The sequence below is a fragment of the Acinetobacter brisouisimilis genome (genome assembly GCF_000368265.1).
Classification (GTDB): Bacteria; Pseudomonadota; Gammaproteobacteria; order Pseudomonadales; family Moraxellaceae; genus Acinetobacter.
The window spans coordinates 1,595,660-1,618,391 of record NZ_KB851219.1; the positions used below are offsets into that span (position 1 = coordinate 1,595,660).

The window sequence follows — 22,732 nt, forward strand, 5'->3', positions numbered from 1 at the left end:
TGATGAATTCCATAGAAAAAGGTCACCTCAGTGACCTTTTTCTACAGCTTGATAGCAACTTATATTATTTAGTCAATCGCTGGAACATAAGTTCCCGCTGCAATTGCATCTTTAATACGATTAGCTTCAGCTAGAACCAATCCAAGTAAGTTCTGTACATTCTCAAGCGTTGCTACTGGGCTTAAAGTAGTCATTTTCAATGATTGAACATGACCTACTTTTGTTACACCAATATTCGCCTCGCCACGTGCAAACAGTTCATCTGCAACGTTTTGATTTAGGCTATCCAAAAATTCAGCAGGATAGCCTTCTGGCACAACTCGGAACAAAACTGACGCAAATTGTGGTTCAACCAGCAATTCAAGACCAGCAGTCGCTTTAATATAATCCGCCACTTGACGTGTTAACTTCACGCCGTGATCGATCATTGAACCATAAAGTTCTTCACCCAATGCTTCAACAGTCATCCACAATTTCAATGCATCAAAACGACGAGTCGTTTGTAATGATTTAGATACAAGGTTTGGTACACCATGTTCTTCATCATAAGCAGAGTTTAGATATTCTGCTTCATAATGCATAAAGCGATAGTTTGCTTCGTCTTTCAACAAGAAAGCACCACAGCTAATGGTTTGGAAATAGTGTTTATGGAAGTCTAGCGTCACTGAATCTGAAAATTCAATACCATCAAGCATTGAACGGAATTCATTCGATAAAATCAGCGCGCCACCCCAAGCTGCATCGACATGCATCCACGAACCATACTGGTTGGTGATGTCACGAATTTTCTTGAGTGGGTCAATTGCACCAGCGTCAGTTGTACCTGCTGTTGCAACAACACAGGCTACGATTTTACCTTCAGCTTTCAAATGCGCCATGGTTTTTTCGAGCGCATCGACATCCATTTGAGCATTTTCGTTCACAGGAACAGTCACAACTGACTGAAAGCCCATGCCCATCATTGCCATGTTCTTTTGCACAGAGAAGTGTGCATTTTCAGAACAAATGACTTTGACATTTTTCAATGCATCAGCAGGTAAGCCATCACGCTGAACAGACCATTCCTGACCGTTTTCGCCTTTCCAGTTTTTCGCAATACACCAGTCACGCGCAAGCAATACACCCATAAGGTTAGATTGCGTGCCACCAGAGGTAAATACCCCTGCCTGACCTGTGCCATAGCCCACTTTTTGACGTAACCAGTCAATCAATTGAACTTCCATCAACGAACCTGCAGGGCTTTGATCCCATGAATCCATTGATTGGTTGGTCGCATTGATTAACACTTCCGCAATCTGGCTCATCACCATCGTCGGGCAGTGTAAATGTGCCAATGAATGTGGATGATGTACTTTTAAGCTTTTATTGAGAAAAAGCTCAACCATACGTTGTAAAGACTGCTGTACACCTAAACCATCTTTAGATGGTTTAAAAGAAATCGCAGCACGCAAATCTTTGATGCTACCGCCTGTGTACATTTTATCATTTTGTAACCATGCAGAAACGGCTTTCACCGCTTCGCCCATTGCTGACTGATAGTCAGCAATGGATTGTGCATCATTACAAAGTAAAGCTTTGCGATGTTGTGCAAAATCAACCATTAAGCACCTCGAACGGCAACAAGCGCCTCAGCAATTGCTTTCTTGAAGCGTACAATAACTTCTACACACTCATCTTGAGTAATGATCAACGGGCAAAGTAAACGAATCACTGTACCGTTACGACCACCTTTTTCTAACAACAATTTGTTGTTAAAGCATGCTGTTTGAATCGCAGCAGCCAATTGAGCATCTGCAGGTAATGAACCCATGTGATCAGCAGCTTTACGCTCATCAACAATTTCAATACCTAACATTAAGCCGCGACCACGTACGTTACCGATACATGGGAATTCTTGTGCCAATTTTTTCATTTCAGCTTGTAAGAAATCACCACGTTCTTGCGCATTTTGAGCCAAGTTTTGCGCTTTAATAACTTGTAAAGAAGCTAAACCTGTACCCATTGCCAATTGGTTACCACGGAAAGTACCCGTGTGACCCGCTGGTTGCCAAGCATCAAATTTACGTTTAATGCCCAATACTGCAAGTGGCAAGCTGCCACCGACTGCTTTTGACATAACAACAACATCTGGCTCAATACCCGCATGTTCAAATGCAAACATTTTGCCTGAACGTGCAAAGCCCGCTTGTACTTCATCAAGAATCAACACAATGTTGTGTTTTTCAGTTACTTCACGGATTTTACGAAGCCATTTTGTAGGTGCAATGACGACACCGCCTTCACCTTGAATCGCTTCAAGAATGACAGCAGCAGGTTTAGTCACACCACTTTCAACATCTTCAATGAACTGTTCAAAATAGTAAGTTAATGCATCAACACCCGCTTCACCGCCAAGACCCAATGGGCAACGGTATTCGTGCGGATATGGCATAAACTGAACACCTGGCATCAGGTTATTGACTGCATTTTTTGCACTCAAGTTACCTGTCATTGCCAATGAACCATGAGTCATACCATGATAGCCACCAGAGAAGCTAATCACTGAACTACGGCCAGTATAAGTTTTTGCAAGTTTAATCGCTGCTTCTGTTGCATCTGCACCAGATGGACCACAGAACTGTAAGCAATATTCTTCTTTACCACCAGGCAAATAAGCCAATAAAGCTTCAGTAAAAGCATCTTTTAAAGGTGTCGTTAAATCTAAAGTATGTAAAGGCAGACCACTTGCAAGTGTGTCTTGGATACTTTGAATAACCGCAGGGTGGTTATGACCTAATGCCAATGTCCCTGCACCAGCTAAACAATCAAGGTACTCAGTACCTTCAACATCAGTAACCCAACAACCTTGTGCTTTCGCTATCGCTAACGGTAATTTACGTGGATAACTACGAACATTCGATTCCATCTGACTTTGGCGAGTCAAGTAATATTCGTTGGTGGAATTGGTGGCAGGATTTACAGAAGTAACGCTCATATCGAATTACCATCTCTGATATGGGTTGAAAGAAATAAGTCTGGTGACTTGTGGTCCTTTGACTCGGTGCTTGTAGAATTCTAGTTAGACAAAATTTATAACTTATAACTAGGAGGGCGATAATACCCTTTTTTCTATAAAAATAAAGACCTTTTAGCTCTTTATTTGACCTAATTCATTGAAAAAAACATTTATCTAATGAATTAGCTTCATTATTATGATACTCCATGACAAAAATAAGAAAATCCATCTCATCAGAAATATTTTTTTATCTTTAGATCAACAAAAAAAACCATCCAACATTCAACAATTAATTTACTGAATTTAAAAGATTTTATTTCTTAAACAAAGATACAAAAACTTAAAAAGTATTACAAAGAAGCGACAATTTAACTTTATATAATCCGTTTTCTCCAATTAACATGAGCCTGATAACAAACACTCCAAATTCAAGGAAAATTTATGAGAAATTTGCTCGTATCTAGCCTACTTATTGCTAGCGTCAGTCACCCAGTTTTTGCAGCCACTACCGAAGCATTAAACTACAATGTCATCAACATTCAAGCAGATGCTTCGCGCGAAGTTTCAAATGACCAGATTCAAGCTGTTCTTTACATTGAAAAGAACAATAAACAACCTGCTGAACTGGCAAATCAAATCAATACACTGATGAATCAGGCTTTGGCAACTGCCAAAAAATATCCACAGGTAAAAGTCAAAACTGGGGCTCAAAGTACCTACCCTGTTTACGACACTGATAACAAAAAACTCAAAGAATGGCGCGGGCGTGCTGAACTACAAATCGAAAGCCGTGATTTCAAAGCAGCAAGCCAGCTAATTAGTGAACTCCAACAAAACTTCCAGACCGACTCGATTGGTTTTAGTATTTCTGATGAACAGCGCAGCAAAGTTGAAAACGAGCTGATGCTTGAAGCTTCCAAAAACTTCCAGCAACGCGCACAGTTACTCACTCAGTCTTGGCATAAAACTAGCTACAATCTGGTCAATCTCAATATCAATACCAACAGTAGCTATCGCCCGATTATGATGAGTGCAAGAACTGCCAAGTTTGCTGAAGTTGCGGCTGCACCTATGGCGCAGGATATGAATGCAGGAGAATCTAAAATTAGTGTCAGCGCAAATGGAACAATTCAACTAAAATAAGACTTTGAATTAGTCTGAGTGAAACAACCCGATGAAATCTTTCTATGCCAACCACATTTCCTGTAGCCAAGACGATGATGTTTTCACGATTGGTTTGGCAGATGATGAACTTGACCCGATTGATTTCGTCATTTTAAGCCGTTTTGATGAGCCTGATATGGCAGTAAATCAACACATTGGTCTTCTGGTGAACGAAACTGAATTTGAATTTCACAATGCGATTGAATCTATCCGTTTTTTTGATACGCAAATGGTGATCCAGCTCAGAGCAAGCATTGTTGCAGACGAATTAGAATACTCTTCGATTCATATTGAACTGGCAGATCAAGGCGATGATTTACCGCGTGCTATCAAGCACATGTTTACAGGTTCAAGCGTACAACTAAAATTTAACTAATAAAAAAGCGCGGTTTAGACTGCGCTTTTTTATGACTTGATTCTTACTTTTTAAATGGTAGCGAGTATTTCAAAATACGTCCCAAAACCTGGCCATATTGTTTAAACAGGCTGGCATTGTTGTAGTTTAAACCGTATTTTTTACATACAGCTTCTACTTTTGGTCCCATCTTACGGTAACGGCGTGCAGGGATTTCTGGGTACAGATGATGCTCAATTTGATGACTCAAGTGCCCAGTCAAAATATGAAAGGCTTCAGAACCTGTTAAGTTAGATGAACCACGAATTTGGCGCATATACCAGTGTCCGCGACTTTCATTTTCCAAGACGCTTTTTGGAAAAACTTCAACATCTTTGGTGAAGTGACCACAGAAAATGATACTGAATGTCCAAACATTACGGATACCATTTGCCGCCATGTTTCCAAGCAATACAGGTACTGCACTTGGTCCCGCCACAAGTGGGAAAAAGACATAATCTTTGAACAATTGTTTCGCGACTTTACGTTGTACTGGACGCATTTCTTGTATAAATTTGGCTTTGGTCTTACGCCCCATCATGAGTTTGCCGATTTCCAAGTTTTGGATCGCGACCCCCCACTGGAACAGCAAACAAAATGGAATACTATACAAAGGTTGCAATAAATAGCTTTTTTTCCAACGTTGTTCTGGAAATAAACGAACTAGACCATAACCAATGTCATCATCCATACCTTTGATATTGGTATAGGTATGATGTTTATAGTTATGGGTTTGACGCCAGTTGTCACTTGTACCGACATTGTCCCATTCATAGGTTTGCCCCATAAATTTCGGGTCATTCATCCAGTCATATTGACCGTGCATGACATTGTGTCCGACTTCCATGTTTTCCAGAATTTTAGACAAACCGAGTAAGCCTGTACCCAGTACCCACGCTGGCGGAAACCAACCTGCGAACAATAAAGCACGACCTGCTAGACTGCTATAACGTACAACGGAGTAAACACGGCGAATGTACTGGGCATCTTGCTCGCCCAAGTCATCCACAACTTCTTGTTTGATGGCATCTAGCTCTTGAGCAAGCGCCTCTAAATCGGCTTCAGTGAGTTCGCGGTTTTTTGGATTTTTAAAATATTGTGTTTTTACTTGCATATTCATAGCAGATGCCTCTCTTAAAGATCTAACACAAGGTCAGTTTGAGCGGAGTTGACACATAAGCGTAGTAGGCTATTTGGTTCAGTATTTTCCGACTGATTATTTAAGTTTTTGGTTGCACCCGATACTTTATTACATGCACATTTATTGCAAATACCCATACGGCAACCGTGGGTTGGTTTGAGCTGAGCCTGTTCCAGACCAATCAGAATTGGCTGACCTTTGGCAACAGCAATAGTTTTATTGGATTTGCTTAAAGTAATATTTACAAAGCCAACATCATCAGTTTCTATATGTGTCAAGCTAAACGCTTCACCTTTGAAAAGTTTTGCGCCTGCAAACACACTTTCTGCGGCATTGACAAATCCTGATGGACCGCAAGCAAAGACCGTACGTTCAGCAAAATCTGCAACCAATTCAGCATGTTTCTGGTTAATACGTTCAGCAGCAGGTTCATCACGCGTACATAGCGCGGTAAACTTAAAGTTTGGATAGATTTGTTGCCATGTTTCAAATTCTGATTTGAAAGCCAGACCTGTGGCATGTTGTGCCCAGTACATCAAATGAATGTCATAGTCTTTCAGCTGACCAGACTGATGCAGTCCTGCCAACATACTATACATTGGGGTAATGCCACTGCCCGCAGCCAGCAACAGTACTTGTTTTTGTGGCTGTGTACCAATGAGCATATCGCCATAAGGCTGACCAAATTCAAGGATGTCGCCCACTTGAGCTTGTTCACAAAGCCAAGTACTCACCACACCGCCTTCAATTTTCTTCAAGGTCAGTTTGACATGATGGGCATCCAGCTGAGTCAAACTGTAGGTACGTTCATAGCGACAACCATGAATTTCGACATGTACGGGATGATGTTGCCCTGCAACGCCATATTGCATGCGTTGGTTACAATGAATGGTTAAACTCACGACATCATTGGCAATGATTTGTTTTTTGACAATTCGCCCAAGTATTTCATGAGTTGACCACAATGGATTGACTTTTTGAAGCCAAAAATTCACTGCGTTACTGTCATAGACACTACCAGACAGAAAATCTAAAAGCTGTTTTTTACGTTGAATGACATGCATTGTGGTCATCTCTATTATGTCTTTCTAATTATTATACACATGTATATATATATGTATAGTATTTATGCAATCAAGAAACAATTCTTTGCACTATTTCTTATCGTTCAGTTCTAAGGCTATAATCTTCAAATAAATCCGAGCTTGCCACATGAGTTTACATGCCCCCTTTATCGATAACTGCTATGCCAACTGATCACTCATTGCTTGACACTACACCTGCTCAAGTCAAAACACCTGCGCGTAGTGCTGGTCGTAAAGCCACGATTACTAAAGAAGAGTTATTTCAGGCGACCTTAAATTTAATCGGCCCAGAAAAAAGTATTTCATCTTTGAGTTTACGCGAAGTCGCCCGTGAAGCAGGCATTGCACCCAACAGTTTTTATCGGCATTTTAAAGACATAGATGAGCTTGCAATTGAACTGATTAATCGTGCTGGGGTGGTGCTACGTAAGATTATTCGTGAAGCACGCCTTAAAGCCTCTAAGCAAGAAAGCATTATTCGCACTTCGGTTGAAGTTTTTTTACAGCAACTCGACACCGATGACGGTAACCTGAGTTTATTGCTGCGCGAGGGCTATACAGGTTCAATTTCCTATAAACGTGCGGTGGAGCAACAACTCAGCTTTTTTCAGCAAGAATTACAAGAAGACCTGATTCGTTTAGAGCGTTTGAACCAGAACCGACTGTTTCATCCAGATTTAGCAGCAAAAGCCATTACCCAGCTGGTATTTAATATGGGTGCAAAAGTCATCGATTTACCTGTAAATGAACGTAATGTCGTAGCACAGCAGACCATGATCATGATTCGGATGATTCTTGAAGGTGCACGCCGCTTAAATGAATCGAAAATTGGCTAAACATTTTTGATTCAGATAAAGCGTATTTTTTTATTTCTAAGTATTTCCGAAGCAGTTAGAATGACCTTTGTCTAGGATTAATACAATTCTGTGCAGCCTCATTGCATTTCCTATGGCACTTCTTTTGCTAAATATCGGGTCAAACCAGCATGAATATCTTGAGCGACAGACAAAGCATTCTGGCAAGCTATATTCTTATTATATTATCTCTTGTGGCGATTATTCCTTTACATCTCCTGCCAAGTTTTTTTGCCGGCTTCCTGATCTATGAAATTATTCATAGTTTAAGCAAGGTGATTGATCGTTATATTGATAGTCATCGCGCAAAATTAATTATCAGCATTGTACTGAGTATTGTAATTGTTTCCTTAATTAGCTTCCTGATTACCAGTCTGGTCAGTTTCGTGATTTATGATTTACAAGGACCTGGACTGACTGCGTTTAGTGAAAAAATTGACCAAACCTTGATTTTATTACAACAAGAAGTTTCAAAATATATCTCCATTTATATTCCAAACAGCGTGACCGATTTAAAAAATCATATTTTTATTTTGCTTAAAGATAACGTTTCTGTTTTAAGGCATACAGGTTCAGATATTTTACATAATTTTGCCACTATGGTGATTGGCTTAATTATCGGGATCTTAGTTTCTATTCATTCTTTTAGCTATAAAGAAGCCCAGCCTATATTTAAAACAGCGCTGATGCTACGTATTGAAAAACTGGGATTGTCATTTAGAAATGTCGTTTTTGCCCAAATTCAGATCTCTCTAATTAACACTGCCCTGTTTATTGTTTTTGTATTTATTGCACTGCCATTATGTGGTGTGCATCTTCCTTTTGCTAAAACCCTAACTATTTTGACCTTTATTTTTGGATTGATTCCGATTGCAGGCAATTTAATTTCCAATAGCCTGATTATTATTTCAGGTTTAACCATTTCACTACCTGTCGCTGCTGCGGCTTTAATGTATTTAATCCTGATTCATAAGCTTGAATATTTTATTAATGCCAAAATTGTAGGAAGCAAAATTAATGCGCATGCTTGGGAAGTACTGCTTGCCATGCTGATTTTTGAAGCTATTTTTGGTTTTGGTGGGCTGATTGCCGCGCCAATTTTCTATGCCTATATCAAGCTTGAAATGAATGATGCCAAATTAATCTAATCACATCACAATAAAAAACTCCTGATGAACTGCCCTAGAAAAGTTGGGCAGTCAGTCACAATCAAGCCCGCTTCTTAATGGACTCAAGCCTAATATATTGATGTTAATTTTCGGTGTAAGGTGAGATTTTACTCAGCTTACAGGTCAAACAACATGGCACAGCAAGATTATGAAAATGGCTTAAAAGTTCGTACGGAAGTGATGGGCGAAGCATTTGTCAAACGCGCTCAAGACAATACCGTTGCATTTACCCAACCTTTACAGGACTGGATTAATGAACATGCTTGGGGTTCAACATGGCAACGCGAAGGAGTTTTGCCGCGCAAATACCGTTCTTTGATTACCATCGCCATGTTGGTTGCACAAAAATCTCCAACCGAACTGAAAGGCCATGTGCGTGGCGCGCTGAATAACGGTTGTAGTGTTGCAGAAATTCAGGAAACCTTATTACACAGCTTGCCATACTGTGGCGCGCCCGCTGCTCAAGAAGCTTTTCGTGCTGTGCTTGAAGTGATTCAAGAGTACCAAGCAACTCAATCATAAATTCTTCATGATTGATCATCTTGTTTTATGTCTCCTATTTTATAAGTAGAGGCAAAATTGCTTGATGAACAAAACCGAATATCTTCACTTGCACATAAATAACAGGTCACTGTGCTACTGAGGAACAAAGTGTTGCTCAGTAGCTTTTAACGGCGTTGAGTTGATCTTTTTCAATTGCGTTCATCGTGTATTTATGCAGTACAGGTTTCAGAAACCTGATTTTATTGATTCTGGGCAAGTTTTGCTTGCTGTGTTATATCCTGCGATACGTGTATTTTCAAAATTTAAACTTACTAATAAACGAATTACGATTTTGAAGTGTTTTTAAGATTTACCAATCAGATATTAAGCAATTTCAACTTGGAACACTTTTAGAATCCAAGTACAATACTTCGCTAGTCGAGGGATGCTGCGACGTTTTACAGGCACAAAATGTAAAATCGCCAGGCTCGACGATCGGTTAAATGTTCAATTTAGCCAACAACGGCATCCGCGAACTGAATGATCAACAATTGTTTTATTAAAAAGGAGATCGTGATGAACGCGGTTAATGCTTCATTTACTGATTATAAAGTTGCCGATATCAATCTTGCTGACTACGGTCGTAAAGAAATCAAACTTGCTGAAGCTGAAATGCCAGCCTTGATCGGCTTGCGTAAACGCTATGCTGCTGCAAAACCACTTGCAGGTGCCAAAATTCTTGGCTGTATCCACATGACCATTCAAACTGCTGTTTTGATTGAAACTCTGGTTGAATTGGGTGCAGAAGTTCGTTGGACTTCATGTAACATTTTCTCGACTCAAGACCATGCTGCTGCTGCAATCGCTGCCCGCGGTATTCCTGTTTTTGCTTGGAAAGGCGAAACTGAAGAAGAATACAACTGGTGCTTAGAGCAACAAATCAATGTCAATGGCACACCTTGGGATGCCAACATGATCTTGGACGATGGCGGTGACTTGACTTCACTTGTTCATGACAAATACCCAGAGCTTCTTGAGCGTATCCACGGGATCACTGAAGAAACTACAACAGGTGTACAACGTCTTCACGAAATGTTCCGTGACGGTACTTTGAAAGTTCCTGCAATCAACGTCAACGACTCTGTCACCAAGTCTAAAAACGACAACAAATACGGTTGCCGCCACTCGTTAAATGACGCGATCAAACGTGGTACAGACATGTTACTTTCTGGTCGCCGTGCATTGGTGATTGGTTATGGTGACGTGGGTAAAGGTTCAGCTCAATCTTTACGTCAAGAAGGCATGATCGTTCGCGTGACTGAAGTTGACCCAATTTGTGCAATGCAAGCCTGCATGGACGGCTACGAAGTCGTTTCTCCATACAAAAATGGCGTACAAACAGGTAAAAAAGAAGACATCAACCTTGATTTGCTTGAAAACACTGACTTGATCGTAACAACGACTGGTAACTACCACGTTTGTGATTCAGCAATGTTAGATACCTTAAAAGCGGGTTCTGTAGTCTGTAACATCGGTCACTTTGATACTGAAATCGACACCAACTACTTACGCGGTTACAAGTGGGTTGAAGTAAAACCTCAAGTACACCAAGTATATCGTTCAGAAAATGAAAATGATTACCTCATCTTGTTATCTGAAGGTCGTCTAGTCAACCTTGGTAATGCAACAGGTCACCCATCACGTGTGATGGATGGTTCTTTTGCCAATCAGGTTTTGGCTCAAATGCATTTATTTGCTGAAAAATTTGCTGATCTTCCTGCAGCAGAAAAACCAGCACACATCCGTGTTGAACTTCTTCCGAAAAAACTGGATGAAGAAGTTGCCGCAGCGATGGTTGCAGGTTTTGGTGGCGTATTGACTCAATTGACTCAAGTACAGGCAGATTACCTCGGTGTACCTGTTGAAGGTCCATTCAAATCTGACACTTACAAATACTAAGTTTTAGACCTCTCCTAACCTCTCCGTTTAGGAGAGGCACTTCCTTGATTGAGGTAGGTCTTCTCCTGCACAAACAATAAAAGCCACGCTTCATTGTTTGTATAGGGAGATGGTTAGGATGAGGATCAATATTCAAGAACAGTATTGATAAAAAGGATTTGAAATGACTAAACGCGTACCGATCTCCTTTGAATTTTTCCCACCAAAAACTGATGCTGGTGCCGAAAAACTTCGTGCTGTACATCAAGACTTACAGCAACTAAATCCAGAATTTTTCTCTATCACTTATGGTGCAGGTGGTTCGACTCGTGAACGCACTCTTGCTGCTATCAGTGACTTTAACGGTAAAGGCACACCTGTAGCACCGCACTTGTCATGTATTGGTGATGACAAAGCCCGTATTGCTGAACTTTTAGATTTATATAAATCTCAAGGTATTGACCGTATTGTGGCATTGCGTGGTGACTTACCATCAGGTCAGGTGGGTTTAGGCGAACTACCTTATGCACAAGACTTAGTTCGTTTTATTCGTGAACATTCTGGCGATCACTTTAAAATTGAAGTGGCAGCATATCCTGAAATGCATCCGCAAGCTGAAAGTTTTGACCAAGACATTCAACGCTTTGCAGAAAAAGTGCATGCGGGTGCCAATGCAGCGATTACCCAGTTTTTCTTTAATCCAGATGCATACTTCTATTTTATCGAACGTATTGCCAAACTGGGTGTGCATATTCCAGTTGCACCAGGCATCATGCCAATTACCAATGCCAGCAACCTGATTCGCTTTGCTGATGGAACAGGCGCAGAAATTCCACGCTGGATTCGCAAGCAGCTTCAAGCTTATGGTGATGACAGCAAGAGTATTCAGGAATTTGGTCACGAAGTTGTCGTCAAGCTTTGTGAACGTCTGATTGCTGGTGGTGCACCAAGCCTGCATTTTTATACCATGAACCATATCCAGCCAAATCGTCAGCTTGTGACGGATCTTGGACTCGCTTAATTTGTAACAGGTCACGAGCCCTATGAGTAATCGTTTTTTTATTGAAGCATCATTAACAGTGGGTCAGTCTATTGAGTTGACTGAAGTGGTGTTTCATCATTGGGTTCGCGTTCTGCGTGCAAAATTAAACGATCAAGCCATCTTGTTTAATGGGCAAGGTGGCGAGTATTTGGTTGAACTCACTGAAATTAATAAAAAGAATGCCTTTATTCAGGTTGTGTCTTTTGAACCAGCCAACCGCGCACCTAATTTTCAGGTGGTTCTCGGGCAAGTGATGAGCAAAGGGGATCGCATGGATTATGCGATTCAAAAAGCGACTGAACTGGGCGTACACAAAATTCAACTTCTTACCAGCGAACGCTGTGAAATGCGCCTGAAATATGACCGTGATCAGAAAAAAATCGATCACTGGCAAGCCATTGCAATTGCAGCATGCGAACAGTGTGGTTTAAATATTGTACCTGAAGTGCTTGCACCCATTTCATTACAAGAATGGTTTAGCCATTCCCTGCCTGCCACCAAGCTCGTACTTGCACCCGATACCGACGCTTTTGATATCGCTAAAGAGGCTACACCTGATCTTGCGCTATTGATTGGCCCTGAAGGTGGTCTCAGTCAGGATGAAATTACCCAAGCCAATGTTGCAGGTTTTAAAAACTGGTGTATTGGCGAGCGTGTCTTGCGTACCGAAACCGCGCCCGTTGTCGCTTTAGCCATATTGAATTATATTTTATAGCACATAAGGAAATCACATTTCTATCGTACTCAGTCATATACATTTGTCTTAAACAATACTATGTTAGTACGATTACTTGCTATTTCGTTGATGAAAACGGACTTCGAATGCCATTTATTCAAAATAATGATTTTTCTAAAGAAATCGCATCGAGTCAGATTAAAAAATCTGCACATTATCTACGTTATTTGCTGGTAAGTACCTTTATTGTCTGTAATTTTATTTTTTTAAATTTTTATTTGAGATATCTAGATAAAGCTTATTACATCAGCATTTGGGCGCTCTGTAGTAGTCTATTTTTTATTCCTTGCTTTGTATTCTTACATAAATTTGTGAGAAAAAAAAATCTTCACATAAGCACCATAGATTTAAGCAATAAACTCATTAGCGCAGGAACAGGTTGTTCCATTGGAGTTGGGGTCTATTTACTACATATTTACTTCCCCAGCAATTATGACTCAATTCTATTTTATGACACATTATATTTATCTTTAAGCTTAATCCTGAGTTGCCTAATTTTCTGCCTCATCTATCTAACACAACGTTTATCTTATTTTTTCTTGGTGTCCATCCCTGCCATTGCGCCAATTTTGCTCCTGCAACCGAGCAACCAGCAGGTTTTTAACCAGTTATTTTATTTTGCTTTTGATTTTATTTTGGCAGTCATTTGTGTTAGTGCTTTCGCTCTCAATCGCATGCATCGGAAACTGGCAAAATTATTTATACGTAATGAGCAATTGATTCGCAATGCAGAGCAGCAAGTGCAATATTCACAACGTGTTTGCAATGAATTACAACAGGAAATGCAACACTCAAAAAATATTAAAAACCAACTCCAAGAATATTCCCAAAGCCTTGAGCAAACCATTCATGAGCGTACACACACTTTAGAAAAACAAAAACAAACGATTGAAATGGCCAATTCGATTGCTTCAGTGCACACATGGGAATGGAACCTGATAAAGGGTACATTTGAAATCAATAATACCCATGTTAAAAAACTAGAATTCCGTTCACTCGAAAAAGATCTCACCCAAGCCTTACATCCTGAAGATATTCCCTTATGCATCGAAAAACTACATCAGCACTTTAATCATGAAACTGAAATTTTTGAGTGTGAATATCGTGTTAAAGATGAAAATGATAAATGGGTGTGGGTGATCAACCGAGGTAAAATCATTCAATACAATCCAGCAACCTCAAAACCTATGGTCATGATCGGAATTTTCCAAAATATTGATCGCCAAAAACAAGACCATGATCGAATTCAGCAAGCGGCCAATATTATGACGCATGTGGAAACAGGAATTGTGATGCTGGATGAACAATTACGCTATGTAGAAGCCAATCCTTATTTCTTTACCCTGTCCAATTTAACGATCGAACAAGTCCTTGGCAAGCAACTGTTTGAAATTACTGATAACTATCGCCCACGACAACGTAGTTTTCATTATTCGATTACGGAGCAACTGCTTAAAAATGCTGAATTTGATGGTGAATTTGAAGAAAAATTTATTTCAGGAAAAGAGTTAAGTCTACGTTTACGCCTAAATGCGATTCGAGATAATAAACAGCGGATTGTCAACTATGTCGGTATTTTTTCAGATCTGACCAAGATCAAACAACAAGAGCGACGCGTTTCCTATCTGGAAAATTACGACATTGTCACCAATCTACCCAACCGCTTTTATTACAACTATAAGATCTATCAATTTTTAATTACCAATAGCGACAGCATTCATCAGCTTGCCATTATTCGTCTGTCTATTGATCGTTTTACCGCACTTTATGAATTTCTAGGCAACCAAAATACATCTGAATTGCTCAAACTCGTGGCTCAGCGCCTACGCCTATCTAATCCAAATGCGTTAATGGTTGCCTATTTGAGCCGTGATGATTTTGTCATCGTGTATGAGCTCAATCATGTTCAACCGAGTATCCAAACCATCTGTGAGCAGATTCGTCAGTATTTTCATCAGGCAGTTAAAATTGCAGAACAAGAACTAATTATTACGTTATCAATTGGCGTGGCGATTTATCCTGAACATGCGAGTCAGTTTGAGCAGCTGAATAACTGTGCCCAACAAGCACTGAATCATGCGCGCCGCTTAGGTGGCAATACAATTCAGTATTACACCAAGTCACATGACAGCCTATATGAAAAAGATGTGAATCTGGAAAATGAATTACGCCAAGCACTACGAAATCAAGAACTCGAAGTTTATTTTCAACCCAAAATCTATATTCACAATGATCAAATCGTAGGCTTTGAAACACTGATTCGTTGGAATCACCCAGAAAAAGGCTTATTGCATCCAACCCAATTTTTACCTGCAGCACAGCAAACCAGTTTGATTTCTGATATTGGCGAATATGTTTTATTTACTGCGGTTGCTCAACTGCGTGAATGGCAAGATCAAGGATTACCTGAGGTTTTTCTCTCGATCAATATTGATGCTCAACAGTTGTATCGCGGGCAGCTCGTAGAACATCTTGATACGGCACTGAACCGTTATCAGGTAGCAGGTAAATATGTTGAGTTTGAAATTACTGAAGCTTCATTGATTGAAAATAGTGAATATATTCATAATCTTTTACATCAACTTAAGCAGCGTCATATTCAACTGTCTTTAGACGATTTTGGGACTGGCTATTCATCAATGGCATACTTAACCGAGTTTCCATTTGATGTCTTAAAGATTGATAAAAGCTTTGTGCAAAATATGCATATGAAACGTCACAATGCGATTATCAATGCGATTATTGCAATGGGTAAAGCCATGGATCTAAAAATTGTGGCTGAGGGAATTGAAACCCAAGAACAACTTGATTTCTTACGTGAAAAACAATGTGACATTGCGCAAGGCTTTTATTATGCCAAACCACTCAATAAAGCTGATGCCAGCCAGTATTTACAGACTTTTCACAGCAAATTCACACCATCATAACTAAAATTTATAGCGAACATCATTAACATAGGAATTTTTCGCTGGTTGTAACTGTGCGAAAACAAAAACAAATGATATAGTCAATTAGATTTTTTTTTGTGCCAGGACCGTTAAGTTACTGGATTAACTGTTGTAAATGAGATGCAAATGGACGACCAAACACTAAAACAGCAAGCTTTAAATTATCATGAATTTCCACGCCCAGGTAAAATCAGTGTTACGCCAAGCAAACAACTGGTTAACCAACGCGACTTAGCCCTTGCTTACTCACCTGGCGTTGCGGCGCCATGTTTAGAAATCGCGCGTGACCCTTCAACAGCAGCTAAATATACAGCACGTGGTAACCTCGTTGCCGTGGTCAGTAACGGTACCGCCGTTCTTGGTCTAGGTAATATTGGCCCACTTGCTTCAAAACCTGTGATGGAAGGTAAAGGTGTCCTGTTTAAGAAATTTGCTGGTGTAGATGTTTTTGACATTGAAATTGCCGAAAACGATCCAGACAAAATTGTCGATATCGTGGCAGCACTTGAACCGACATTCGGCGGTATTAACCTCGAAGACATCAAGGCACCAGAATGTTTCTACATTGAGAAAAAATTGCGTGAACGCATGAACATTCCAGTGTTCCATGACGATCAGCACGGTACCAGTATTATTGTTGGTGCAGCAGCACTCAATGCATTGAAATTAACAGGCAAGAAAATTGAAGAAATCAAAATTATTGCTTCAGGTGCAGGTGCAGCCGCACTTTCTTGTTTAAATTTACTTTGTGCATTAGGCGCACGTAAAGAAAACATTACTGTTGCCGACTCTCGTGGTCTATTAACCACATCACGTGAAGGTCTAGACGACTCTAAAAAACATTATGTACAAGATATTCCACAGACTCAGTTACATGAAGTCATGGAAGGTGCAGACATGTTCCTTGGCCTTTCTGCAGCAGGTATTCTCACCAAAGATATGGTGAAGAAGATGGCTAAAAACCCGATTATTTTTGCTTTGGCAAACCCAGATCCAGAAATTTTACCTGAACATGCTCATGAGGTACGTTCAGATGTCATTATGGCAACAGGCCGTTCTGACTATCCAAACCAAGTCAATAATGCACTTTGTTTCCCATATATCTTCCGTGGTGCGCTTGATGTTGGTGCAACCACTATTAATGAAGAAATGAAAATTGCCTGTGTACATGCGATTGCCCGTATGGCACACGTTGAAGCCGATGCCTCAACTTATGGTGAAAAATCAGCAGCTTTTGGTCGTGACTACCTGATTCCTCGTCCACTCGATCAACGCCTAATTTTGGAAATTGCCCCTGCAGTTGCGCAAGCAGCAATGGACTCTGGTGTTGCCACTCGTCCAATCGAAAACTTCGCAACTTACCGTCAACAGTTGTCTGAGTTTGTTTATAACTCAGCATTTGTAATGAAACCAATTTTTGCACAAGCGAAAAGCGCACCAAAACGTATTGCTTATGCTGAAGGTGAAGATCTTCGCGTATTACGTGCAGTACAAGTGGTCGTGGATGAAGGTTTGGCATTCCCAATCTTGGTTGGTCGAACCAAAGTTATTGAAGCGAACATTCAACAGTTGGGCTTGCGTCTAGAAAACGGTGAAAACATTGAAATCGTTGATCAAGAGCAAAACCCATTATACGAAGAGTTCTGGAAAGACTATTACAATAGCATGCAACGTAAAGGCGTAACGATTGAGTATGCTCAACGTGAAGCACGTCGTCGCTCAACACTGATCGCAGCAATGCTGGTGAAATTTGGTCAAGCAGACGGTATGCTTTGTGGTACGTATAGTAGCTATGACATTCACTTGGACTTCGTGCGCAATGTGATTGGTTTAAAAGAAGGTATGAACAACTTCTTTACGCTAAATGCCTTAATGCTCGAAGATCGCAACCTGTTTATTGCTGATACCTATGTCAATACCAATCCAACAGCTGAACAGTTGGCTGACATGACAATTTTGGCTGCTGCTGAAGTTCGTCGTTTCGGTATTGAACCACGTATTGCGTTACTTTCACACTCAAGTTTTGGTAGCAACCAAGATGATCCAAGCGCGCAGAAAATGCGTGAAGTGTATCGCCTACTTGCTGAACAAGCACCAGACCTTGCCGTTGAAGGTGAAATGCATGGTGATGCAGCACTTGATGAAAATATTCGTCATTTTGCATTCCCGAACTCACGCTTCAAGGGTTCTGCAAACTTGTTAATTATGCCAAACCTAGATGCAGCTAATATTTCATTTAACCTGTTGAAATCTACTTCAGGTAACAATGTAACGATTGGTCCAATTTTGCTTGGTGCTGCAAAACCAGTTCACATTTTAACACCAACAACAACGACTCGTCGTTTGGTGAACATGACTGCGTTAACAGTCGCTGAAATTCAGCAAGATCAACACGCTTAAACACATTTTTAAGCCCAAAGCTTAGACTTGTACAAACCTCTATTCTGTTGCATGATTGCTTTAAGAATAGAGGTTTTTTCATGCAAATTTATTTAGTAGGTGGTGCTGTCCGAGATCAGTTACTTGGGCACCCCTATCACGAGAAAGATTATGTAGTGGTGGGTGCGACACCCGAACAACTCATCGCACAAGGCTTCCAACCTGTTGGGAAGGACTTCCCTGTTTTCTTGCATCCTGACACCAAAGATGAATATGCACTTGCTCGTACTGAGCGTAAGCAAGGACATGGTTATCATGGATTTGAATTTTTCACTTCACCAGAGATTAACCTCGAAGATGATTTAATTCGACGTGACCTGACCATCAATGCCATTGCACAAGATATTCAAGGCAACATCTATGACCCGTATGGTGGCCAGCAAGATCTTGAAAATAAAGTACTACGTCATGTTTCTGATGCTTTTAGCGAAGACCCGCTCCGTGTGCTTCGCGTAGCGCGTTTTGCTGCACGCTATACCGAATATGGTTTTAAAATTGCCGATGAAACTTTGGCACTGATGACGCATTTAGCCAAATCTGGCGAGTTAAGTTGCTTGACTGAAGAACGAGTGTGGAAAGAAACATCGCGCGCTTTAATGGAAAAACATGCAGATGTGTATTTTCAAGTTTTGCGGGATTGTGGTGCATTAAAAATCCTGTTTCCTGAAATTGATGCCTTGTTTGGCATTCCACAACGTGCTGAATACCATCCAGAAATTGACTGTGGTATTCATACACTAATGTCTTTGCAACAAGCCTGCCAAGCCAACTATAGCCTAGATGTCCGTTTTGCTGTACTGGTACATGATTTGGGTAAAGCATTAACGCCAGAAGATGTTTTACCGCGGCATATCTTGCATGAACAGCGCGGAGTTGAGCCTGTCACCGAACTGTGTGACCGACTCAAAGTGCCAGCCAGTACCAAGCAATTGGCGATTGTAGTTTGCAAAGAACATTTAAAATGCCATCAGGCATTTACCTTAAAACCAGGAACACTATGGCGTTTACTACAACGGCTTGATGTTTTACGTCGCCCTGAGCGCGTTGAGGCATTTATACAAGCATGTGAATGTGATGCACGTGGACGTTTAGGCTTAGAACTGCGTCCTTACCCGCAAGCAGACTATTTACATGCAGCAATTGAATGCGTGCGAAATATTAAAGCACAAGACTTGCCTGCTCACATTACAGGCGCTGATATTGGTGAAATGCTGATTCAACGTCGTATAGATGCATTGGCACAGTTAAAACATGAACATATGAAACAACAACAGCCATCTTTTTGATGGCTGTTTTTCTAATACTTAAGCAATCTCGGCAGGAAAGGTAATCACCTGCTCAAGCTTCAATTTATTTTGAGCAATCATCAATAAACGGTCGATTCCCAACGCAATACCTGAACATTCTGGCATGTGCGGTAAAGCAGCTAACAAATGTTCATCGATTGGCATGACCGTTAACCCCTGCGCTGCACGTTCGGCATTGTCTGCCACAAAACGCTGACGCAATACCTCGGCATCGACCAGCTCATCATAAGCATTTGCCAGTTCCAAACCTTCAATATACACCTCAAAACGTGCGGCAACCTGTTCACCATCGCCATCAGTTTTAACTTTCGCCAGTGATGCCATTTCAGGTGGGAAATCGGTTAAAAATACAGGTGTATCGAAACCTAAACTTGGCTCGACCATATGGGAAAACAGTAAGTCCATATAGACAAGTCGATCATCGCCCAAATCCAGATTCAGTCCGACACGACGTGCGGTGTCTTTAAGCTGCTGTAATGTAGCTTGTAACGGATTAATGTCTAGACGATCCTGAAAAGCATGTTTGTAACTCAGCACCATCGGGCGTAATTCAGAAAAACGCTCTGCCAGACACACATTCAACAATGAAGAAGTTTCATGCATTAAATCAGTCAGGCTAAATGCAGGGCGATACCATTCCAGCATGGTAAATTCACTGTTGTGCTTGCGCCCATGTTCATCATCGCGAAACACCTTACAGATCTGGAAAATCGCACCGCTACCGCTTGCTAGCAACCGCTTCATGGAAAATTCAGGTGAAGTCTGTAAATAGTGGGTTTGCTGCTGACCATTGACATGGCGTAATGCAGGCACAGAAGCCAAATGCACATCGGTCACACCTGCCTGCGACAATACAGGCGTTTCAACTTCCAATACATCTCGCTCAGCAAAAAACTGACGTATGCGTTGATACATTTTGGCGCGGGCTTTGAGAGCTTGAACATCACATGTCGGTTGGAAGGTCTGACTCATGCCTGTGGCCCTCCATGCGCAGCCCATTCACGGCGCAATGGATAATTTTTACGTAAAGCATCAAACGCAGGTTGATGTACCCAGCCATCGACCACGCAGGCACACAAGTTGGCATCATCCTGTTGAATATCATAAATTTCTGATAGGTGCTTTACTAAAGCCTGTTTTAAGTCCTTCCCCTGGAAAAATGGCTCGCAAGCAGGCAACTGACTACGAAAGTCTTTATTGATCGCAAGTTGATATTTTTTACAAAATGCCTCGTAAATCATTTGTGTACCACGTGCCTTACCTTCAAGGCTATACCCTGCGATATGCGGCGTAACCAAAGTCACCAAGTCGAGTAGTTCTTGTGAAATCATCGGTTCATGCTCAAACACATCGAGCACTACTTTACGCTGCGTTTGGCGAATGTCTGCCATGAGATCTTGCTCGGCAATCACAGCACCGCGAGAGCTGTTGATTAAAATCGTCTCAGGTGCAAGCTGTGCCAAACGCTCTGCATTGATGAGGTGGTAAGTTGGGTGTTGCCCTGTTTTCACCATTGGCACATGCAAAGAAACAGCATTGGCATGTTGCAGTAATGTATTTAAATCGACCTGTTCAATCTGCTCACGCTGTACCAATGGGTCGCAGCCCAAGACTTTCCAGCCGAGCAATTTGGCCATGGCTGCCAGACGTGTGCCGACATTGCCCAATCCAACAATTCCTAAACAAAAACTGTCTGCGGCATCAATCAGTTCAGGTTTGAGTTTTAACAGTGCCGTAATTACGTATTCAGCGACTGCCTGTGCATTGCAACCTGCAGCATTTGCCCAGGTAATACCTTGTTGTTCTAAATAAGAAATATCGAGATGGTCTGTACCAATCGTAGCACTCGCTACAAATTCGACAGGCGTGCCCTGAAGTAATGCGGCATTGACTTGAGTCACAGAACGTACAAGCAGTGCTTGGGTTTTTATAAGATCTTGCTGTGTCAGGGTTCGCCCTGCATGATGCTGAATATCTGCCAGATCGGCAAAGAAATAGTCTGTAAATGCCAGATTTTCATCTGCAACAATGTTCATGCATGATCACCACAATTTAAGATAGCTTCATGATAACGTTCCTGTGGGCGTTAGGCTATGTTCATCCATGATAATTTAGTTTGCTAGCATGATTGCCTTTTCATTTCTATTTTTATAGCAGCAAAATACCAGCACATGGCAAGACATTCAGTTAGCATATCCTTAAAATTTCGAAATTTATTTATGCATGTCCTGTAAAACTTGGACAAAGGATTAGTTATGTTGATTAACGCTGATTTCTCTCAATCAGTCATGATGACACCTGAACAATATGAATGGATTCCTTCGCCACAAAAAGGTGTTGACCGAGTCATGCTTGATCGGATTGGCGCAGAAAAAGCAAGAGCAACAAGTATTGTTCGTTATGCACCATCTTCTATTTTTCCACCTCATAACCACCCAAATGGCGAAGAAATCCTTGTACTTGATGGCACTTTTTCCGAGCAAGGTCATGACTACCCAGCAGGATGGTATTTACGTAATCCCGATGGAACATCTCACCAACCCTTTAGTCACGATGGCGCTGTAATTTTCGTCAAATTACGCCAAATGAGCAGCGATGATGATCAAACTATTCGTGTCAATACAAATCTGATTGAAGCTTGGCATACTGAAAATGGTCAAAGAATTTGTCCCCTTTTTCAAAATGAAAATGAAAAAGTAGAACTGCGCCAAATTCCTATGAACGACCTTTTACACATTGAATCAGATCAATTCACTGAAATCTTAATTCTAGATGGCACAGTAGACATCAATCATCAGGCATTCCCAACGGGTAGCTGGATTCGATTGGCTAAAAATTCAAATCATTGGCAAATAACAGCAAAAACTCAAGTGAAGCTTTACCTGAAAACCATGAAAAATATAACTAATATTGACTAATATCAGCGTAGTCTCAGAATTTTATATGAACTTCTGAGACTGAATTTTTTATTTTGGTAAGTTTTAAATCACCTACTCACATTATTTCACCCTATTCACAACGGGTTATTAATTTCTAT

18 protein-coding genes are annotated in these 22,732 nt (G+C 40.9%); 12 read left to right on the top strand and 6 right to left on the bottom strand.

From position 1 onward, the window contains the following. Positions 1 to 68 precede the first annotated feature (68 nt). Together F975_RS11325 and F975_RS11330 are read right to left on the bottom strand one after the other, a co-directional pair. A complete protein-coding gene (locus tag F975_RS11325; RefSeq protein WP_004753403.1) occupies positions 69 to 1,601 on the bottom strand; it encodes a pyridoxal phosphate-dependent decarboxylase family protein in 1,533 nt (510 codons plus the stop codon). Beyond that, complete coding sequence (locus F975_RS11330) at positions 1,601 to 2,974, bottom strand: diaminobutyrate--2-oxoglutarate transaminase (RefSeq protein WP_004753407.1); 1,374 nt, start codon at positions 2,972 to 2,974, stop codon at positions 1,601 to 1,603. The genes F975_RS11325 and F975_RS11330 overlap by 1 nt, the downstream gene beginning before the upstream one ends. A 462-nt stretch (positions 2,975 to 3,436) precedes the next feature. Here F975_RS11330 and F975_RS11335 point away from each other — a divergent pair, with 462 nt between their 5' ends. Together F975_RS11335 and F975_RS11340 are read left to right on the top strand one after the other, a co-directional pair. After that, positions 3,437 to 4,138 (top strand): SIMPL domain-containing protein, encoded by a 702-nt coding sequence (locus tag F975_RS11335; RefSeq protein ID WP_004753409.1) that lies wholly within the window; start codon positions 3,437 to 3,439, stop codon positions 4,136 to 4,138. A gap of 31 nt (positions 4,139 to 4,169) precedes the next feature. Then, complete coding sequence (locus F975_RS11340; protein WP_004753414.1) at positions 4,170 to 4,535, top strand: hypothetical protein; 366 nt, start codon at positions 4,170 to 4,172, stop codon at positions 4,533 to 4,535. A 43-nt stretch (positions 4,536 to 4,578) separates the two neighbouring features. On the opposite strand, the gene F975_RS11345 is transcribed toward F975_RS11340, so the two are convergent. Continuing rightward, the gene (locus tag F975_RS11345; RefSeq protein WP_004753416.1) at positions 4,579 to 5,673 is read right to left on the bottom strand and encodes a fatty acid desaturase family protein; all 1,095 of its coding nucleotides are present in this window, start codon (positions 5,671 to 5,673) and stop codon (positions 4,579 to 4,581) included. A 14-nt stretch (positions 5,674 to 5,687) separates the two neighbouring features. Beyond that, positions 5,688 to 6,758, bottom strand: a complete 1,071-nt coding sequence (locus tag F975_RS11350; protein ID WP_004753418.1) for a flavin reductase family protein — start codon at positions 6,756 to 6,758, stop codon at positions 5,688 to 5,690. A 182-nt stretch (positions 6,759 to 6,940) separates the two neighbouring features. Here F975_RS11350 and fabR point away from each other — a divergent pair, with 182 nt between their 5' ends. From fabR to F975_RS11395, 9 genes are all read left to right on the top strand, one after another. Continuing rightward, positions 6,941 to 7,615 (top strand): HTH-type transcriptional repressor FabR, encoded by a 675-nt coding sequence (gene fabR, locus F975_RS11355; RefSeq protein ID WP_155757317.1) that lies wholly within the window; start codon positions 6,941 to 6,943, stop codon positions 7,613 to 7,615. 149 nt (positions 7,616 to 7,764) lie between these two features. Further along, positions 7,765 to 8,781, top strand: a complete 1,017-nt coding sequence (locus tag F975_RS11360; protein WP_004753424.1) for an AI-2E family transporter — start codon at positions 7,765 to 7,767, stop codon at positions 8,779 to 8,781. 153 nt (positions 8,782 to 8,934) lie between these two features. Beyond that, the gene (locus F975_RS11365; protein WP_004753426.1) at positions 8,935 to 9,324 is read left to right on the top strand and encodes a carboxymuconolactone decarboxylase family protein; all 390 of its coding nucleotides are present in this window, start codon (positions 8,935 to 8,937) and stop codon (positions 9,322 to 9,324) included. A gap of 537 nt (positions 9,325 to 9,861) precedes the next feature. Then, positions 9,862 to 11,244, top strand: coding sequence for an adenosylhomocysteinase (ahcY, locus tag F975_RS11370; RefSeq protein WP_004753429.1), 1,383 nt, complete (start codon positions 9,862 to 9,864; stop codon positions 11,242 to 11,244). Positions 11,245 to 11,407: 163 nt separating this feature from the next. After that, positions 11,408 to 12,244 (top strand): methylenetetrahydrofolate reductase [NAD(P)H], encoded by an 837-nt coding sequence (metF, locus tag F975_RS11375; RefSeq protein WP_004753430.1) that lies wholly within the window; start codon positions 11,408 to 11,410, stop codon positions 12,242 to 12,244. 22 nt (positions 12,245 to 12,266) lie between these two features. Beyond that, entirely contained in the window at positions 12,267 to 12,980 is a 714-nt protein-coding gene (locus tag F975_RS11380) for a 16S rRNA (uracil(1498)-N(3))-methyltransferase (RefSeq protein ID WP_004753432.1), read from the top strand. A 563-nt stretch (positions 12,981 to 13,543) separates the two neighbouring features. After that, positions 13,544 to 15,928 carry a bifunctional diguanylate cyclase/phosphodiesterase gene (locus F975_RS11385; protein WP_228127438.1) on the top strand — a complete coding sequence of 795 codons (2,385 nt, stop codon included), beginning with the start codon at positions 13,544 to 13,546 and terminating at the stop codon, positions 15,926 to 15,928. A 147-nt stretch (positions 15,929 to 16,075) separates the two neighbouring features. Then, positions 16,076 to 18,349, top strand: a complete 2,274-nt coding sequence (locus F975_RS11390; RefSeq protein WP_004753436.1) for an NADP-dependent malic enzyme — start codon at positions 16,076 to 16,078, stop codon at positions 18,347 to 18,349. Positions 18,350 to 18,429: 80 nt separating this feature from the next. Then, on the top strand, positions 18,430 to 19,674 hold the full coding sequence (locus F975_RS11395; protein ID WP_004753438.1) for a multifunctional CCA addition/repair protein: 1,245 nt from the start codon (positions 18,430 to 18,432) through the stop codon (positions 19,672 to 19,674). Positions 19,675 to 19,692: 18 nt separating this feature from the next. Here the strand turns inward: F975_RS11395 and epmA are convergent, their stop codons facing one another. After that, positions 19,693 to 20,667, bottom strand: a complete 975-nt coding sequence (gene epmA, locus F975_RS11400; RefSeq protein ID WP_004753439.1) for an EF-P lysine aminoacylase EpmA — start codon at positions 20,665 to 20,667, stop codon at positions 19,693 to 19,695. Next, positions 20,664 to 21,731, bottom strand: coding sequence for a 4-phosphoerythronate dehydrogenase (locus tag F975_RS11405; RefSeq protein WP_004753441.1), 1,068 nt, complete (start codon positions 21,729 to 21,731; stop codon positions 20,664 to 20,666). Before F975_RS11405 ends, epmA begins: the two co-directional genes overlap by 4 nt. Positions 21,732 to 21,950: 219 nt before the next feature. On the opposite strand from F975_RS11405, the gene F975_RS11410 reads away from it, so the two are divergent. Beyond that, positions 21,951 to 22,613: a cupin domain-containing protein gene (locus F975_RS11410; protein ID WP_004753443.1), complete on the top strand. Its 663-nt coding sequence runs from the start codon at positions 21,951 to 21,953 to the stop codon at positions 22,611 to 22,613. The last annotated feature ends 119 nt before the right edge of the window (positions 22,614 to 22,732 follow it).

Coding starts and splice junctions, on each gene's coding strand:
- F975_RS11325 (WP_004753403.1), bottom strand. CDS start 1,601: ATGGTTGATTTTGCACAACATCGCAAAGCTTTACTTTGTAATGATGCA.
- F975_RS11350 (WP_004753418.1), bottom strand. CDS start 6,758: ATGCATGTCATTCAACGTAAAAAACAGCTTTTAGATTTTCTGTCTGGT.
- F975_RS11390 (WP_004753436.1), top strand. CDS start 16,076: ATGGACGACCAAACACTAAAACAGCAAGCTTTAAATTATCATGAATTT.
- epmA (WP_004753439.1), bottom strand. CDS start 20,667: ATGAGTCAGACCTTCCAACCGACATGTGATGTTCAAGCTCTCAAAGCC.
- fabR (WP_155757317.1), top strand. CDS start 6,941: ATGCCAACTGATCACTCATTGCTTGACACTACACCTGCTCAAGTCAAA.
- metF (WP_004753430.1), top strand. CDS start 11,408: ATGACTAAACGCGTACCGATCTCCTTTGAATTTTTCCCACCAAAAACT.
- F975_RS11395 (WP_004753438.1), top strand. CDS start 18,430: ATGCAAATTTATTTAGTAGGTGGTGCTGTCCGAGATCAGTTACTTGGG.
- F975_RS11410 (WP_004753443.1), top strand. CDS start 21,951: ATGTTGATTAACGCTGATTTCTCTCAATCAGTCATGATGACACCTGAA.
- F975_RS11380 (WP_004753432.1), top strand. CDS start 12,267: ATGAGTAATCGTTTTTTTATTGAAGCATCATTAACAGTGGGTCAGTCT.
- F975_RS11330 (WP_004753407.1), bottom strand. CDS start 2,974: ATGAGCGTTACTTCTGTAAATCCTGCCACCAATTCCACCAACGAATAT.
- F975_RS11365 (WP_004753426.1), top strand. CDS start 8,935: ATGGCACAGCAAGATTATGAAAATGGCTTAAAAGTTCGTACGGAAGTG.
- F975_RS11405 (WP_004753441.1), bottom strand. CDS start 21,731: ATGAACATTGTTGCAGATGAAAATCTGGCATTTACAGACTATTTCTTT.
- ahcY (WP_004753429.1), top strand. CDS start 9,862: ATGAACGCGGTTAATGCTTCATTTACTGATTATAAAGTTGCCGATATC.
- F975_RS11360 (WP_004753424.1), top strand. CDS start 7,765: ATGAATATCTTGAGCGACAGACAAAGCATTCTGGCAAGCTATATTCTT.
- F975_RS11340 (WP_004753414.1), top strand. CDS start 4,170: ATGAAATCTTTCTATGCCAACCACATTTCCTGTAGCCAAGACGATGAT.
- F975_RS11335 (WP_004753409.1), top strand. CDS start 3,437: ATGAGAAATTTGCTCGTATCTAGCCTACTTATTGCTAGCGTCAGTCAC.
- F975_RS11345 (WP_004753416.1), bottom strand. CDS start 5,673: ATGAATATGCAAGTAAAAACACAATATTTTAAAAATCCAAAAAACCGC.